Source organism: Simiduia litorea (genome assembly GCF_042853465.1).
GTDB lineage: Bacteria > Pseudomonadota > Gammaproteobacteria > Pseudomonadales > Cellvibrionaceae > Simiduia > Simiduia litorea.
In genome coordinates this window covers 3,049,581-3,064,884 of the sequence record NZ_AP031497.1, presented here as the reverse complement: position 1 = coordinate 3,064,884, position 15,304 = coordinate 3,049,581, and the positions used below count along the sequence as shown (strand labels likewise).

15 protein-coding genes and 1 riboswitch are annotated in these 15,304 nt (G+C 51.3%); of the genes, 3 read left to right on the top strand and 12 right to left on the bottom strand.

All coding sequences use genetic code 11. The features are described from left to right. Nucleotides 1-12: 12 nt before the first annotated feature. Genes ACGHTT_RS13505 through purM form a run of 3 tightly spaced genes read right to left on the bottom strand, consistent with a single transcriptional unit; the run spans nt 13 to nt 2,663 of the window. Nucleotides 13-933 (bottom strand): DUF3108 domain-containing protein, encoded by a 921-nt coding sequence (locus tag ACGHTT_RS13505; RefSeq protein ID WP_390591269.1) that lies wholly within the window; start codon nt 931-933, stop codon nt 13-15. A 12-nt stretch (nt 934-945) separates the two neighbouring features. Continuing rightward, nucleotides 946-1,602: a phosphoribosylglycinamide formyltransferase gene (purN, locus tag ACGHTT_RS13500; RefSeq protein ID WP_390591267.1), complete on the bottom strand. Its 657-nt coding sequence runs from the start codon at nt 1,600-1,602 to the stop codon at nt 946-948. Between the two features lie 2 nt (nt 1,603-1,604). Then, entirely contained in the window at nt 1,605-2,663 is a 1,059-nt protein-coding gene (gene purM / locus ACGHTT_RS13495; RefSeq protein WP_390591265.1) for a phosphoribosylformylglycinamidine cyclo-ligase, read from the bottom strand. Between the two features lie 202 nt (nt 2,664-2,865). Here purM and ACGHTT_RS13490 point away from each other — a divergent pair, with 202 nt between their 5' ends. The 3 genes from ACGHTT_RS13490 (at nt 2,866) to ACGHTT_RS13480 (ending at nt 6,329) form a co-directional block, all read left to right on the top strand. Continuing rightward, a complete protein-coding gene (locus tag ACGHTT_RS13490; RefSeq protein ID WP_390591264.1) occupies nt 2,866-3,948 on the top strand; it encodes a DUF2066 domain-containing protein in 1,083 nt (360 codons plus the stop codon). 11 nt (nt 3,949-3,959) lie between these two features. Next, complete coding sequence (hda, locus tag ACGHTT_RS13485) at nt 3,960-4,679, top strand: DnaA regulatory inactivator Hda (RefSeq protein WP_390591262.1); 720 nt, start codon at nt 3,960-3,962, stop codon at nt 4,677-4,679. 114 nt (nt 4,680-4,793) lie between these two features. Continuing rightward, nucleotides 4,794-6,329, top strand: coding sequence for an alpha/beta fold hydrolase (locus ACGHTT_RS13480; RefSeq protein ID WP_390591261.1), 1,536 nt, complete (start codon nt 4,794-4,796; stop codon nt 6,327-6,329). 134 nt (nt 6,330-6,463) lie between these two features. Here ACGHTT_RS13480 and ACGHTT_RS13475 read toward each other — a convergent pair whose 3' ends face one another. The 9 genes from ACGHTT_RS13475 to ACGHTT_RS13435 form a co-directional block, all read right to left on the bottom strand. Continuing rightward, the gene (locus tag ACGHTT_RS13475) at nt 6,464-7,057 is read right to left on the bottom strand and encodes a VF530 family DNA-binding protein (protein ID WP_390591259.1); all 594 of its coding nucleotides are present in this window, start codon (nt 7,055-7,057) and stop codon (nt 6,464-6,466) included. Between the two features lie 362 nt (nt 7,058-7,419). After that, nucleotides 7,420-8,289, bottom strand: a complete 870-nt coding sequence (locus ACGHTT_RS13470) for a U32 family peptidase (RefSeq protein WP_390591257.1) — start codon at nt 8,287-8,289, stop codon at nt 7,420-7,422. Between the two features lie 10 nt (nt 8,290-8,299). Continuing rightward, a complete protein-coding gene (locus ACGHTT_RS13465) occupies nt 8,300-9,295 on the bottom strand; it encodes a peptidase U32 family protein (RefSeq protein ID WP_390591255.1) in 996 nt (331 codons plus the stop codon). A 15-nt stretch (nt 9,296-9,310) separates the two neighbouring features. Next, a complete protein-coding gene (locus ACGHTT_RS13460; protein WP_390591253.1) occupies nt 9,311-9,796 on the bottom strand; it encodes an SCP2 domain-containing protein in 486 nt (161 codons plus the stop codon). A gap of 19 nt (nt 9,797-9,815) precedes the next feature. Continuing rightward, nucleotides 9,816-10,499 carry an NrdJb gene (locus tag ACGHTT_RS13455; protein WP_390591251.1) on the bottom strand — a complete coding sequence of 228 codons (684 nt, stop codon included), beginning with the start codon at nt 10,497-10,499 and terminating at the stop codon, nt 9,816-9,818. A 61-nt stretch (nt 10,500-10,560) separates the two neighbouring features. Next, nucleotides 10,561-12,705 carry an adenosylcobalamin-dependent ribonucleoside-diphosphate reductase gene (locus tag ACGHTT_RS13450; RefSeq protein WP_390591250.1) on the bottom strand — a complete coding sequence of 715 codons (2,145 nt, stop codon included), beginning with the start codon at nt 12,703-12,705 and terminating at the stop codon, nt 10,561-10,563. Nucleotides 12,706-13,014: 309 nt separating this feature from the next. Then, the gene (gene moaB / locus ACGHTT_RS13445) at nt 13,015-13,566 is read right to left on the bottom strand and encodes a molybdenum cofactor biosynthesis protein B (protein ID WP_390591248.1); all 552 of its coding nucleotides are present in this window, start codon (nt 13,564-13,566) and stop codon (nt 13,015-13,017) included. 20 nt (nt 13,567-13,586) lie between these two features. Then, a complete protein-coding gene (gene moaA, locus ACGHTT_RS13440; protein WP_390591247.1) occupies nt 13,587-14,585 on the bottom strand; it encodes a GTP 3',8-cyclase MoaA in 999 nt (332 codons plus the stop codon). Further along, a riboswitch (molybdenum cofactor riboswitch) is annotated at nt 14,577-14,760 on the bottom strand. It overlaps the preceding gene by 9 nt. A gap of 132 nt (nt 14,761-14,892) precedes the next feature. Beyond that, a complete protein-coding gene (locus ACGHTT_RS13435) occupies nt 14,893-15,279 on the bottom strand; it encodes a putative zinc-binding protein (protein ID WP_390591245.1) in 387 nt (128 codons plus the stop codon). Nucleotides 15,280-15,304: the final 25 nt, after the last annotated feature.

The following is a 15,304-nucleotide window of genomic DNA, read 5'->3' as shown; positions in this document are numbered from 1 at the left end:
TAAGCTCTTGCGTTAGCGACCGACAATCTTGGTGCCGTCTACCCAGCCTTCTTGAATATCCACAGAAGCACTGTCGCCATTGGGTTCTTTTTGCGAGATGCGAACCAACACATAATCCCAGTCTTTAGCGAAATAAGTGTAGGTTTCTCGGCTTTTCTTTTTTCGAATGGTTTTAATAACCACTGTGTCTAATTCGCCCACGGGCGTTTTGATGGTTTCTTCGCGCTCAATGGAGAAGCTGAAGTTTTTTAATTTACCGCCATCGGCCACGTCGTAAGACAGCTCTTTGCGACCGTTAATTAAGTCGGCGCGAATTTGCATAGTGGCGTTGAGTTTGTCGAGGGTACCATCTGGAATGGTCATGCTCCAATCTTCCTCGCTGTTGAGCGAGTTGACCACGCGGTGCTTGTCCCAGTTAAAGGCGATAACTACATCGCGATCGGGCGCCAAACCCGAGCGATGGTATTCGTAGCGATGGGTCAGAGCGTGGCCCTCGCTATTCCATTCAAACCACGAGCGCTCTTTGAGTTCGGCGACCCAAGAATCGATGTCAAAGCGCAAAAACCAGCGCCCGTCTTCCTGTTGTTTGAGTTCGCGGGTGGCGGTGAGATTGATGCCGTAGAGCCTAGTTTTGTAGGTGGCCTTGAATGGCTTAGGCAATGCCGATGGCACCGCGACGGCTAGCGTTTTTGCCGCGGCGTCTTTATCGGGGTTGTCAGCTTGCGGTTGCGTTTCTGGTTGGCCTGTCGCCAGCGCGGTAGCGCGCGGGTCGACCGCCTCCATATCCGCAGGCTTTACCGTTGGTGTGGCTGTTGCGTTGGCAGCGGGAGCGGTGCCACCTTTAAGGGTGGGCTGCGCCAGCGCTGAATTGAGTGCGGTGCTGCTACAAAGTGCTATTAATGTGGCCAGTGCCACGGTGTTGCCCAGTTTCATGCCTGCGTCCTATCAGAGCCGGCTGTCTATCTGGAAGCCTTGTACAGGCAGTGGCGATCCGTCTAGCCAAGCTTTTCCCGCTTGGTAGCGCAACCGACCTGACGCTAACCAGTTCACAGCCATTGGGTAAATGATGTGTTCTTGCACTTGCACGCGCTGAGCGAGACTGGCGGCATCGTCCTGTTGTTCAATAGGCACGATGGCTTGAATCGCCGCTGGGCCGCCATCTAGTTCGGCCGTGACAAAGTGTACGGTAACACCGTGACAGTTATCACCTGCGTCGATGGCGCGCTGATGCGTGTGCAAACCTTGGAACTTGGGCAACAGCGAGGGGTGAATGTTCAACATTTTTCCCAAGTAGTGCTCGGTAAAGGCCGGCGTGAGGATGCGCATAAAGCCGGCCAGCACCACTATGTCTGGTTGGAACTGATCAATCTCAGCCATTAAGGCCGTGTCGAAAGCCTCGCGACTGTCGAATGCAGTGTGATCGAGCAAACGCGTGGCAATGCCGGCCTTAGCCGCACGCTCGAGGCCGAAGGCGGCCGGACGATTGCTAATAACGCCAACCAATTGCGCGCCCAGTTCAGATGTGGCGGCGCTATCGATAAGCGCTTGCAGGTTGGTGCCGCCGCCAGACAGCAGCACCACAACGCGAGGAAGTGAGCTCATACTTACAAGCCTTTCAGCTCTACCTGCGGCTCGTCAGCAGTGGCATCGGCAATATTGCCGATGATAAACGGTTGTTCGCCGGCATTGCGCAGCAACGTCAGGGCCTCATCTTTACACTCGGTTGGAATGGCAATCACCATACCGACACCACAGTTAAAGGTGCGGAACATTTCGCGTGCGGCGACGTTGCCGTTAGCTTGCAGCCATTTAAATACCGGAGGTAGATCCCAGCTGGCTAGGTCGATCACCGCCTTGGTGCCTTTGGGTAGTACCCGTGGGATGTTTTCTGTGATGCCGCCGCCAGTGATGTGGGCCATGGCGTTCACCTGCGAGCCCTTGATCAGGCTGAGCAAGGCTTTGACGTAAATACGGGTGGGCGCCATTAATAGCTCGCTGATGGGGCTGCCGTCTAGGTCTTGATTGAGGTCGGCATTGCTGACCTCGATAATCTTGCGAATCAACGAGTAACCGTTTGAGTGCGGGCCGGATGAAGGCAGGGCTAGCAATAGGTTGCCGGCTTTCACCTTGCTACCATCAATTATCTCGGCCTTTTCGACAACACCGACACAGAAGCCGGCGAGGTCGTAGTCTTCACCTTCATACATGCCTGGCATTTCGGCGGTTTCACCACCTACCAATGAGCAGCCGGCCAAATCACAGCCTTCGCCAATGCCGATCACGACTTTTTCTGCGATATCGACGTTGAGTTTGCCGGTGGCATAGTAGTCGAGGAAAAATAGCGGCTCGGCGCCTGCAACCACCAGATCGTTAACACACATAGCCACCAAGTCGACACCAATGGTGTCGTGGTTGTCCAATTCCATGGCCAGGCGCAATTTGGTGCCCACGCCGTCGGTGCCGCTGACCAAGACTGGCTGCTTATAGCCCTCGGGAATTTCACACAGCGCGCCAAAACCGCCTAAGCCTGCCATCACCTCTGGGCGACGGGTGCGCGCAGCGACACTTTTAATGCGTTCAACTAACGCATCACCTGCTTCAATGTCGACACCTGCGTCTTTGTAGCTTAAAGATTGCGGGGCTTGGGGCTTATCAGTACTCATGGGCGCTTTCCGGAAATCGGGTTGGAAAAAAAGGCGAGCATTCTAGCAGTTTGTAGGGGCTGATGGCAGCCTTTTGCCTGAATTTCACACAAAGCCGGTATCCGGCTTGTCAGCCTGAGGCTTAGTCGCCATTTGTTGCGCTGTTAAGCCGTGCCGAGGCTGTTACAATGGCGCGCTTTAGACCTGCCGATTGGAGGCATAGATGAGATCAGTTTTGGCGGCCGTTTTTTTACTGATGCTGGTGCTGTGTGCACCTCAAGGCGCTATGGCCCAACAATTGGTTGATTTGTATAAGGTCAACACCTTAGTGACGAGCCAGCAAGCCAAAGAGCGCAACGAAGCCGCAAGCCAAGCGATGGCCAAGTTGTTAGTGCGGATAACGGGCGATACGCAAATCGCCGAAAGTGCTGAACTCGCTGGCTATTTAAGGCAGGCGCAAAACTACGTGTTGCAGTTCGCGTATAACCGCTCCAGCCAAACTCTGGTGCAAGCAGATGGCAGAGAGGTGGATGCCTTCGAGTTGGTATTTACCTTCTCCGAGGTGGCCATTGAAAAATTACTGCGTAAATTACAGCTGCCCATTTGGCCGGAAAATCGACCGAGTGTATTGGTTTGGTTAGTGGAGGATCTGTGGCCCGAGGGCCGCGCCGTGGTGACCAAAGCCGAGGTGCATGAGCAATTGCGCGCTGAAGCCTTGCGTCGCGGCTTGCCCTTGACGTTTCCGCTGTGGGATTTGGAAGACCAAATGGCGATTAGTCTCGATCAACTCTGGCAATTTCGCCAAGAGACGTTAAAAACGGCTTCTTTTCGCTATCAGCCGAATGTCATTGTGGTCGGACGCTATAGCCGTACCAGCAGTGGTGAGCTACGCGGTGTTTGGCAGTGGTTAGACGGTGAAAATTCAGAGCTGCTAGACTCTCGCGGTGACAATGAAGCCCTCTTGGCGGCCCCGATGATCGATGAAATTGCAAATAAGTTAGCCGCGCGCTACGCCATCGTGCCTGGTCGTGAAGCCAATACCCAGTTAATGGCGCATATTACTGAGGTGAAGAGTTTCGATCAGTACCGAGAGATGTTGAGCTATTTAGAAAATCACGAAGCGCTGCGCTCGATTCAGTTGATAAAAGCGGAAGGCGAAAGCCTGTGGATAGCACTGTATCCCGAGTCCGATTTGTCGCATTTACAGCGGGCTTTTGACCTCGATAAAAAGCTGGTGCCGATGCCAAGCTTGATTGCACCCGATGGCTCTGAGACCAACCCGCTGATCTATCGTTGGCACCGCTAAGGTTTCGTTGCATGTCTGTACCGCAGCAACTGCCTCTGGGTATCGGTTTAAACGACGATGCCCAGTTTGACAATTTTTATACCTCAGCTCAATCGCCCAATGCATTTGCCGTGCAAGCTGTGCGCAATTTATTGTCGCGCGAGGGCGAGCAATTTGTCTGCTTATGGGGCGGCGTCGGGCGTAGCCATTTAGCGCAGGCCCTGTGTGTGGAGGCATCTAATCAGGGATTGCAAGTTCAGTACCTACCGCTGCTTTCAGTGCGAGACTACGCGTTTGAAACGGAAGCTATCGATAGCTTGCTGGCCGGCTTGGAATATCTGGATTTGGTTTGCTTGGATGATGTACACGCTATTGCTGGCATGCCGCAATGGGAGCGCGCGCTGTTTCATCTTTTTAATCGGCTGCGCGACGCCGGCGTGCCCTTGTTAATTACCAGTGCCGAAAACCCCGCGCACTTATCCATTCAATTGGCGGATTTAAAATCGCGCTTGCAGTGGGGTTTGAGTTGTCAGTTGCAACTGTTAACCGATGATGAAAAAGCCGTGGCTCTGCAAAAACGCGCCGAGGTGCGCGGCTTGCAGCTGACCGATGAAGTGGCGAACTATATTATTCAGCGAGTGCCACGCGATCTCGATCAAATATTTACGTTACTTGATCAGTTAGATAAAGCGAGTCTGCGGGAAAAGCGCAAACTCACTATTCCGTTCGTTAAGCATGTCCTAGGGCAGTAATTTTTCTACACGCCACAAGGCGGAGCGCGCTAGATGCTTGTGTTAGCGTTACCAACTTTTCCAAAATGTATTATCGAGTGTTTGACGTAAGGTCTATTTAGAAAGGGAGTTTTTGTGGGTAATCATGTGCGGCAAACCGCCTTCGTTATTGTTACAGCCGCGTCACTAACCTTATTTTCCTCTCTGCTTTTTGCAGAAAACTGGTGGCAAAAGACGAAAGACGCCGTGCACGAGGTGAGTGAAGCTGTAGAGCAAAAATTTCTGCAACAGGATGATCAAGAGCCGGATTACCAAACCCCAAACTTTGATCCCGCCGATCCGTTGTTGTTAGCTGCGCAGGCCCACCAGTGGCGTTTAAGCCACCGTCAAGACGCCGTTTGGCATTCACCCATGGCAGTTTTAGAAGCTGGGGTTAACCACGGTCCTACCGTCGTGCTAGTGCATGGGCTGGGACAAAACGGCATGCTTGATTGGCTACCGGTTATACCCGCACTGGCTGCTCGCTATCATGTACTGGCGGTAGATTTGCCCGGCTTTGGGCGCTCGGCGTTACCCTCTGGCGAATACTCGCCGGAAAATTATGCTGCCGTGCTCGCGGGTCTTATCGCTGATTTGGCGCACGACGAGGTGCACCTTGTCGGGCATTCTATGGGCGCTGCAGTAAGCTTGTATTTAGCGAGCCAAATGCCAAGCGCAACGCCCTCACCAGGGCCACAGTTGCGCCAGCTTATGTTAGTTGATGCCGCGGGCATTCTCGAGCGCACAGCCTTTGTAAAATCGCTCGCCACCGCGCCGGTGCCCTTAGAACAGCTACCCGATATTATTCGATCACCCAGTGCGAGCGCGGTAGATTTTGCCGAGTCCTTGATCGAGCGCGTAAGTTTGCTGGGTGACCCAACCGCCGTGCTTGGCAATCGTCGAATACGCGATGCCGTTGTTGGCCAGTCGCCCAATAGCAATGCTGCACTGGCGCTGGTGCAAACCGATTTTTCGCGTCGATTTGCGCAGGTCACCGTGCCAACCGCCATTCTCTGGGGCGCTCAAGATACCGTGGCACCTTTGCGCACCGGTTATTTACTCGAGCAGAAAATTGCCGGTGCGCAATTGAGTATTTTTCCCGATGCCGCTCATGTGCCTATGGCTAGCCACACACCTATGTTTAATGCGTGGTTGTTGAACAGGCTTGAGGGCACGGCTGACGATGCGTATAGATATCAACCGCCATCGGCTCCAATAGGTAACACTGATCTGGTGCTAAAAGATTGTAGCAATCGAGTTATCACCGGTGCCTATAGGCGTGTTTCATTGAGCCGATGTAAAAACATTTTGTTGGATAATGTCAGCGCCGAACGTCTTAGCGTTGCGCACAGCTCAGTGGAATTGAGAAATGTGAGTTTAGTGAGCGAGGGGCGTAGCTTTAGCAGTGATGAATCCGTCGTGTTGGGAACGAATGTATTGATTCAAGGTAAAAAGGCCGCGCTCATTCAGGGGAGTCGTATCGACTTAGCGGGAGCGACAGTGGCTGGCGCCGATAAAGCACTTAACGTTAAAGCCACGTCTTTGTTGGTTTTCTCCGTAAGCGAACTGCAGTCTGGCGCTAGCCGTCGACCTATCCATGGCAGTTTTAGGTTAGAGGATAAACGCTGGTGAATGTCTATTTGGGTGCAGAGGTTAAAGGGCGGCAATATAAACGAGCCTGACCATACATTCACCGCCGCATGGCTTCCGTTGCCGTGCCTGTGTTGTCTAGGCGTTATTTAGCGCTAATTCGCAGTTTGTTAACGTTAAGAATCACGCCTTTCTTTATTTTTTATTTTGGCTTGGGCCCAAGGGTCAAAGGGGGTGTCTGCGGCGGGGCTCGAAGAGTGTCGAGCGCCGGGTGGCCATGGTTTGCCACTAGTTGACCTATCGCCGCTGGTATTTCTTGGGCCAGTATTGTTTTTATTCTGTTTCCCGCTGCGGTTATCGCGCTGGCTTTTACCCATTCTATGATCGCCGCCTCGGCCGCGCTCAGAGGCTTTGCGCTCGCGTTTTTCGCGCAGGCGTTGTGCGTCCTCGAGGCTGAGCTCTTTGGGACTGCCAGGCTGTTGATCGTCGGGGATAATTCTATCTCTAGGAGGTAGCAAAAATTGTTCGTCTGAGGCTCTGGGCAGATGTTTAAATTCGTACAGATAAAAGGCTTCTACTTTCTCTCTTGCCCAATCGGTCTTTTTAAGAAACTTGACGCTCGAGTCGATACTGGGGTTGGTTTTAAAACAATTGATGTATAAATAGGCAAAGAGAATTTCAAAGCCGTAGTGGTCGACCAGTTCCACCAGCATATTTTTAAGGCTAATGCCGTGCAGGGGGTTATTTTTGTAATTGATGTCGTCGCTCATGTTTCGGCCTGGTGGGTATGCGATCTGTGCTTGCTGCAGTATCGAGGGTGCTTAGGAATGATGGCTATTGTACGGCACTTTTTTCGAATTAACCTCCTTCGATATGGCAATCGGAATCTCACGGTTTCAATTCGCGCGCTGGAGGGGTGTAAATAGGGCCCGATCTTTGGCGTCTGTACCGAGTAGCCTTCCTTCGGCAGGAGGGCACCGAGTGCGCAGGTGAGGGACGTTGCTATTATCCGTAAAGATAGTTTCGCTGGTTTTGATCTGGCGGTGGTCTGGTCAACGTGCGGTTCATCGACATATTACTCGCCTGAGTCGCTGTTTGACGTTGGTGATATTGTGCCTATTTCTGCCTATCCTCAACCGGCTTTAGCAATGATATCGAGCCCGGGTTTGCTGAGCCAATAGCCGTCTACTCCGCCTTCAAGCGATGATTTGTTATCTAAGCGAATCGCATCAAATGCGCGAATAATGTCTTGCATAGCTTGCCATTGCGGTGATAACCGAAGCGCCGTCACTTTACAGCTGTCGAAATCTTGCCAGTGGGAAAGTAGATTTACGGGTTGGCCCGATAGCGTTTGTATGCCGTTAATAACGAAGAGATGTTCATTTTCCTGTGTGTTTAACGCGAGCCCATGTGGATAATCTATACAGCGATAGCCGCAGCTGTCTTTGTCCATATTCAAATGTCGTGCGGTAAAACAGCGGGCGGAATAGGCTAGGGGCATGTGGCCATAAGCGAAAACCTCCACCTCTAATTCATGGTCTAGCGCTTGCATGATTGTTTGCAATTGTAGTTTGCCCATCTCCACGGGCACCACCCAACGCTGCATGCCGAGGGACTGTAAATATTCGAGCGTATGGTGGTTGTAGATATTAATGGCCGAGCCGCAGACAAATGGCAGTTTCGCTTGCGATAGAATTTGCACGGCAGACATGTCGTTAGCTTCAACTAATAAGCCATCGTTTTCACATAAGCGTTTAACTAAATTCAAATCAGCATTGGACTCGAGTAGCGTTAGCGTCGACAGCACGATGCTCTTCTCCGAGTAAGATTGCAGTTGTTGCGCGAGTTCAATCCAATCATTGGCTCTGAGTTCATGGCGTTTGCCGCACACAACTTCGCCAAGGTAAATACGCTCAATGGGTTGATGGAGCATAGCTTCGTAGAAGCTATGGATATCATTGCGAGGCCAGTAGTATTGAATGGGGCCGAGAGTGAGTTGCACGTCAATGTTCCTATTGCCAGGGGCGATCGTAGGCGCCGAGTGTGGTTTGTTTGCCTTCAGAATTTTTGGCTAAGCAGGCCGACCATTGCGGTTGCACTTTATATTGACTTGGATCTTTTAACAGTGCGTCTATGGCCTCGCGCCACGTGCGCACAATTTGCGCGACGTAGGCCGGACTTCGCTGTCGGCCTTCCAGTTTAATAGCGGCTATTCCGGCGCTGTTTAAGGTCGGTAACAGGCTTAATGTATTTAAGCTAACCGGTTCCTCTAGGGCGTGGTGTAGCTTGTTGTCGACGTTAAAACGGCCCTTACATAAGGTGGGGTAGCCAGCGCTTTCGGTGTGATCAAAGCGATCAATTAACACGCCATTTAACCGCGTATCCATACCGCTACCGGTTGGCTGCCACTGCACCGCTTTTGCCGGTGAACACACGCCGTTCATATTTGGCGACTCGCCAGTAACATAAGAGCTGAGATGGCAGCGACCCTCGGCCATAATGCATAAACTGCCAAAGCCAAACACCTCCAACTCCATGGGGCTGGCCTTAGCTAATTGTTGCACTTGTTTGATCGATAACACCCGCGGCAAGACCGCGCGCTTAATGCCAAACTGTTGGGCATAAAAATCCAGCGCCGCAATATTGGTGGCCGACCCCTGCACGGATAAATGCAGCGGCAGATGTGGGTGCTGTTTGCGTGCATAGGCCATCAGGCCGATGTCGGCGAGAATGAGCGCGTCTGCACCGAGATCGGCCGCCCGATCAACGGCTTTCTGCCAAAGTAGAAAATCTTTACTGTTGGCGTAGGTGTTGATTGCCACAAATAAGCGTTTGCCTTGGGCTCGAACACGCGCCAGTGCCTGTAACGCTTTGGCATCGGTAAAATTAAGCCCGCTGAAATGTCGAGCGTTAGTTTGATCGCTAAAGCCGATGTAAACCGCATCGGCGCCGTTTTCTACTGCGGCTGTTAAAGCGGGTAGGCTACCCGCGGGACATACCAATTCCATAAAGTTCACTTTTAGTTAGGGTGCGACGACCTGAGCGAGTGTTCTGTCCAGAGCGTTAAGGCCTGTTTGCAGCCATTGCGCAAGGTGGCTTTTGTCGATGGCATCGAGCCGATTCTTGGCCGTTAGACCGAGCTCCGTGTCGCCAGAAATACTCAGTTTGCGTTGAAAAAAAAGACTGTCTGGATCTTCGCGACCAACGATGATGGCGATTAGATCCGGTAAGGCGGCGGCAATAGTTGCATCGGTCGCTTGTTGCGGTGGCGCCACCAGGAGATGCGACCCTCGCTTTGTGAGGGCGCATTGTATGGCTAAATCCTTCACCTCGATGCTGAGTACTTTCCCGTCGAGAAAATCAAAATCGCCAGCGTCTATGTCTTGACGCAATTCGCGGTTGAGTGCTTTGGCCAGCGCCCAAGCCAAGGGGGCTTGTGGTAGTTTTGGCGCTAGTGTACAGGCTAGTTGGTAGCCGCGTTTGGCGGCTAAGAGGGTAAAAAGATGCACGCGATTGACTCCCGTAAAGCTAAGAACATTTAGAGTTGCCACAACTTAAACAGGTTTTGCAGCCATCCATGACGATCACGGCCTTGGTGTGGCATTTTAAGCAGAGTTCAGCCGTAGGCGGGAAACCATCGCTTTGGCTGTGATTGTTGCGCGCGTTGTACTCAGCTTTTTTCTCGTCGAGTACACTTTGTTGTGCCGCTGATAGCTCATCGATTTTTAATAGACCAATGGTTTTCATATGATTCTCAATGGCCTCGCCAATTTCTGCGACGAGTGAGGGCATAAATCTGCCGCCGGATTTAAAATAGCCGCCTTGCGGATCGAACACGGCTTTTAATTCTTCGGCGAGGAAGGTGCAGTCCCCGCCTTTTCTAAATACGGCGGAGATAACGCGCGTGAGCGCTACCACCCACTGAAAGTGTTCGAGATTTTTCGAGTTGATAAAAATTTCGAAAGGCCTGCGCAACTCGTGATCTGTTCCTTGGTTTAATATCACGTCGTTTATGGTGATATAGAGCGCATGGTCTGATAGCGGCGTCTTAATCTTATACGTGGCGCCAATCAAAATTTCTGGGCGTTCGATATTTTCGTGCATGTGCTCGATATCTGGGGTTGACGCTGGTGCTATTTCTTCTGCTTTTTCACTGGTGGGTGTGAGCACTTCAAATTTTGTAATTTTCTTGTCTAGCACTATCTCTGCCATGGTCTTGTCCTTGCGAATTGGGTTGGCCATCAGATATGTCGATGGGATCTTTGTTATGGCGTTAAAATTTTCCGTAGTAGCCTTCTTTTAGCGCGTCATAGAGATTGGCGGCCGTATGGCTTTCACCGTCGTAGATAACAGTGTCGTTACCTTTAAGTACCACCTGGCTGCCGTCTTCTAAGGTAAAGCGATACTGGGTGTTTTCGAGGTCGGATTCTTTTACCAATACACCCTGGAAGGCCTCTGGATTAAATCGGAAAGTGGTGCAACCTTTTAAGCCTTTGCTGTGGGCATATAGGTAGATATTTTTAAAGTCTTCAAAGGCGATATCGCTCGGTACGTTGATGGTTTTGGATATGCTGGAATCTATCCAGCGCTGCGCTGCGGCTTGTACGTCTACGTGCTGCTCCGGGCTAATGTCGTCGCTGGTGACAAAATATTCGGGTAATTGCTCGGCTGGGTCTTGGCTGTAGGGCATGGCCGACGGATTAATTAAGGCGCGATAGGCCAATAGCTCGAAGGAGAAGACATCGACCTTTTCCTTACTCTTTTTGCCTTCCCGAATGACGTTGCGCGCATAGTGGTGGGCGAAACTGGGTTCGATTCCGTTGCTGGCATTGTTAGCCAAAGACAGGCTAATAGTGCCGGTTGGTGCGATGGAGCTGTGGTGGGTAAAGCGACAACCTGATTCGGCGATACTATTGACCAGTTCGGGGTCTTCCTCGGCAATTAATTGCATATACGCTGAGTAACGGGCGTGCAATATTTTACCGGGCAGGGTATCGCCGAGCTTGTACTGTTTCTTAAGGGCGGGATTTTTTTGTAACAGCGTTTCTGTGATCTCAAAAGTTTCGTCAAAAATAGGCGCCGCACCTTTTTCTTTTGCGAGTGCTACGCCTTCGCGCCAGCCGGCGAGCGCCAACTCTTTGCTTACTTGTTCGGTAAAGGCAATCGACGCGGGCGTACCATAGGCGATGCGCAACATGGTCAGGGTTGACCCAAGGCCGAGAAAGCCCATGCCATGCCGGCGTTTCCGTAAAATCTCTTGCTGTTGCCCCGCGAGTGCAAGACCATTTATTTCGACTACATTGTCGAGCATACGGGTAAAAACACGGACCAATTTTCTAAATTTATCCCAATCGAAGTTGGCCTGCTCGGTAAAGGGTTCAACCACGCACTGGGTTAAATTTACCGACCCTAATAGACAGCTACCGTAGGGCGGTAAGGGTTGTTCACCACAAGGGTTGGTGGCGCGAATATCTTCGCAAAACCAGTTATTATTCATCTGATTGACCCGGTCTATAAGAATGAATCCGGGCTCGGCGTAATCGAAGGTGGACGCCATGATTTGATCCCACAAACGTTTCGCCGGTAGACTTCGATAGACCCGGCAAGCCACTTCGCCCTGTGGGTTTCGCACCAAGGCACCGTTTAAATGATCGAGCCTACGCCACACCACGGCGTTGCTGTCCTGAAGATCAAGCGGGTTGTTTTGCAAATCTTTTTCGGTCAAGGGGAAAGATAATTTCCACGCCGCGTCCGCGCGCACGGCGGCAATAAAATCTTCGCTGATGAGTAGTGATAAATTAAATTGCCTGAGCCGACCGGCCTCGCGTTTGGCTCGAATAAAATCTTGTACATCTGGGTGGTGAATATCGAAGGTGGCCATTTGCGCGCCGCGCCTGCCGCCGGCGGACGATACGGTGAAACACATCTTGTCGAAAATATCCATAAACGACAGTGGCCCCGAGGTGTGCGCGCCAGCGCCGCTGACGTAAGCTCCTTTGGGTCGCAAGGTGGAAAATTCGTAACCGATGCCGCAACCGGCCTTTAGTGTTAGGCCAGCTTCTAGGTTTTTTTCTAGAATGCCCTGCATGGAGTCATCAATGGTACCGCTGACGGTGCAATTGATGGTTGAGGTCGCCGGTTTATACGCTTGAGCGCCGGCGTTGGATACGATCCGACCGGCGGGAATGGCGCCGTTTTCGAGTGCCCATTGAAATTGTTCTAACCAATGTTTTTTATTTTTCGGTTCAAGCGCCGCCAAGCTTTCGGCAATGCGCTGCCAGCTTGCTTTAATGTCGCCGTCCACAGGCTGATTGGCCTTATCTTTAAGCCGGTACTTTTTATCCCAGATATCCAGTGAGGCAGGTTGTAGGGCGATTTGATTTACGTTACGTGCTGGCTGCTTGAGATCCTGAGTCATTCTAGGCTTCCTTTTTAATGTGGGCTTATCCTGATGGATGAGGATGTCTGCCACAATACCTAGTGGTGGGTAATCTATATTGATCTATATCTAGTGTTTTTGAAAAAGGACGATGAGTTTACAGTTGACAGTTTACAGGGCGGACAAGAGCTAAAAAGCAACAACACAATCAGCCGCTGCTCTTCCTGTTAGCTGTTGACTTATGTTTCGTTTTTGCCGTTTATCGGATCTCAACTTTACATGTGAGACGTGTGGTTAATCTTTAGGGGCAATGTCTTTTGCTCTTCCTGTCAGCTGTAAACTGTTAACTTACTTTCCTGCTCTCACCCCACACACACCCCGTTCTATGTCGATCAGGTGTGGCACGAAGTTGCAGGGGCCTTGGCGGGCGTCGAGTTGGGCTTTGATGATGTCATCCCATGCCGTGCGGCAGGCATTGTTGGAGCCCGGCAGGCAGAAAATAAGGGTGTTGTTGGCCAGACCCGCTAGGGCGCGCGATTGAATGGTGGAGGTGCCTATTTGGCCAAAGCTAATGTGGCGAAATAATTCGCCAAAACCTTCCACGGCTTTATCAAAGAGCGGTGTCATGGCTTCGGGCGTGCTGTCGCGACTGGTAAAACCGGTGCCGCCGGTCATTAAAATGACCTGAATGGCTTCATTGGCAATCCACTGTGAGGCTTGCGCGCGAATTTGGTAAATATCGTCAATCACAATGGCTCGGTCGGCTAGCGTGTGGCCGGCGCTGATGACTTTGTCAATCAACAATTGGCCCGAGCTATCCGTTTCTAGCGTTCGGGTATCCGATACCGTCAGTACCGCAATATTTAAGGCGATGAGTTCGGTGGCGGTGTGATGACCCATGATCAAAATCCTCTGAAAAATTAGCCGCCTAGCATGGCTAGGTGGCGAGTATGGCCTGTGTGGCCAAGGTGTAATTGGTGGCCTGCTTGCTTGCCGAGCACAAGTTGTCTGAGGTGCGCTGCTAGCTCAGGAGCACTGGCCTGTTGCAGTTGCGAGCGAATATCTAAACCTTCGTCGCCAAATAAGCACAAATGTAATTTGCCTTCAGACGACACTCTTAGGCGATTACAGCTGGCACAGAAGTTTTTACTGTAGGGCATGATGAGGCCAATGTTTCCCGCGTAATCTGGGTGGCTATACTCGAGCGCTGGGCCGGCATCTGGGCCGCGAATGATTTGCGACCAACCTTCGTTTAATAAATGTTGTTGAATATGTTGTGCCGAATAATGTTGGGCCTTGAAGTAGGCGGTGTTGTCACCCGTGTTCATAAGCTCGATGAAACGCAAGGTTATAGGTAGTGTTTTAACCAGATTAAAAAAGTCAGCCAGTTCCTCGCTGTTATAGGTTTTCAACAACACGGTATTGAGTTTGACATCGCGCATTCCTAGGCTAAGAGCCAACTCCAAGGCCTCTAGCACTTCGCGCGCCTTGTCGTGGCCGGTGATGAGTTTAAAGGTCTCGGGCCTTAGGCTATCGGCGCTTAGGTTCAGTTGATCAAGACCCGCATCAATAAAAGCCGGGAGTTGCTTAGTCATACGATAACCATTGCTGGTCAGAGCCACTTTGCTAATGCCTTGGGTATTTTTACAAACTGAAATAATGTTTGCTAAGTCTTTTCTCAGTGTTGGTTCACCACCGGTCAGGCGAATTTTTTTCGTACCATTGAAGGCGAAGGCGGCGACAATTTTTTCAATTTCAGCGGTGGTTAGCGGATTTTCATCGCCACTTGGGCAATAGCCGTCTGGCAGGCAATAATTGCAGCGAAAATTACACGCGTCTGTAACAGACAGCCGTAGATAGGTGAAGCGGCGCTGGAATTGATCGATAAACTGCGCTGGTGCAGTGTTGTAAGTGTTCATTTTCGAATGCCTTTCCAAGTTGGGGAGGCTGAACCGTTTCCGAATCAACCCTGTGCACGAAAACTGCAAAACAAAATGTGTGTTGCTTGCGTGCTGCGGCGAGATAACCCTACGTATCAATCACTGCTTGAGTGGTAGAACGCTTAGGCTAACTAGCTCGGCATGAATCTAGTTTGCTGTTTTTTCGAGCGGATTGGCATTGCTCTAAACAAGTAGCGTTTTTACCTCAAACCTACTCCCTTGTGAGTAGGTTTGACGTGCAACCGTTAAGATTGGCAGTCTTGTAGATGTCGGCATTGTCGCTATTTTAAAGCTTTGGTGCTGTGAGTTGATAATTGTCTATCATGCGTTCAACCACCTGCACCACATCCGCCTGCGAGTAATCACTGTGATAGCGCTTTTTGTACTGCCAATCGGCGAGTTGAATATAGTGTGTGGGCTCAACCCCCGCAGTCGAGAGGCAGGCTTTAGTGCAGGCTAAGGGGCAGCCATCAATAGCGATAATATCGCGCCCGGCCTGCGCTTTTTTCACCAATGATTTGACCCCGCCACCCACGCCGGCAATGCACGACATTTCTGCCAGCCCTTGTCGGTCTAGGTTAACGGCGACGTTGTTGGCTAGCTGGGCGACATTTGAGCAGCCGGAGCAGGCATAGATGAGAGGGGTTTGTTTTGCCTCGGTATTTTTACTCACTGAATTTCCCGCGTATTACAGGGGG

Coding starts and splice junctions, on each gene's coding strand:
- ACGHTT_RS13505 (WP_390591269.1), bottom strand. CDS start 933: ATGAAACTGGGCAACACCGTGGCACTGGCCACATTAATAGCACTTTGT.
- purN (WP_390591267.1), bottom strand. CDS start 1,602: ATGAGCTCACTTCCTCGCGTTGTGGTGCTGCTGTCTGGCGGCGGCACC.
- purM (WP_390591265.1), bottom strand. CDS start 2,663: ATGAGTACTGATAAGCCCCAAGCCCCGCAATCTTTAAGCTACAAAGAC.
- ACGHTT_RS13490 (WP_390591264.1), top strand. CDS start 2,866: ATGAGATCAGTTTTGGCGGCCGTTTTTTTACTGATGCTGGTGCTGTGT.
- hda (WP_390591262.1), top strand. CDS start 3,960: ATGTCTGTACCGCAGCAACTGCCTCTGGGTATCGGTTTAAACGACGAT.
- ACGHTT_RS13475 (WP_390591259.1), bottom strand. CDS start 7,057: ATGAGCGACGACATCAATTACAAAAATAACCCCCTGCACGGCATTAGC.
- ACGHTT_RS13465 (WP_390591255.1), bottom strand. CDS start 9,295: ATGGAATTGGTATGTCCCGCGGGTAGCCTACCCGCTTTAACAGCCGCA.
- ACGHTT_RS13455 (WP_390591251.1), bottom strand. CDS start 10,499: ATGGCAGAGATAGTGCTAGACAAGAAAATTACAAAATTTGAAGTGCTC.
- ACGHTT_RS13450 (WP_390591250.1), bottom strand. CDS start 12,705: ATGACTCAGGATCTCAAGCAGCCAGCACGTAACGTAAATCAAATCGCC.
- moaB (WP_390591248.1), bottom strand. CDS start 13,566: ATGGGTCATCACACCGCCACCGAACTCATCGCCTTAAATATTGCGGTA.
- moaA (WP_390591247.1), bottom strand. CDS start 14,585: ATGAACACTTACAACACTGCACCAGCGCAGTTTATCGATCAATTCCAG.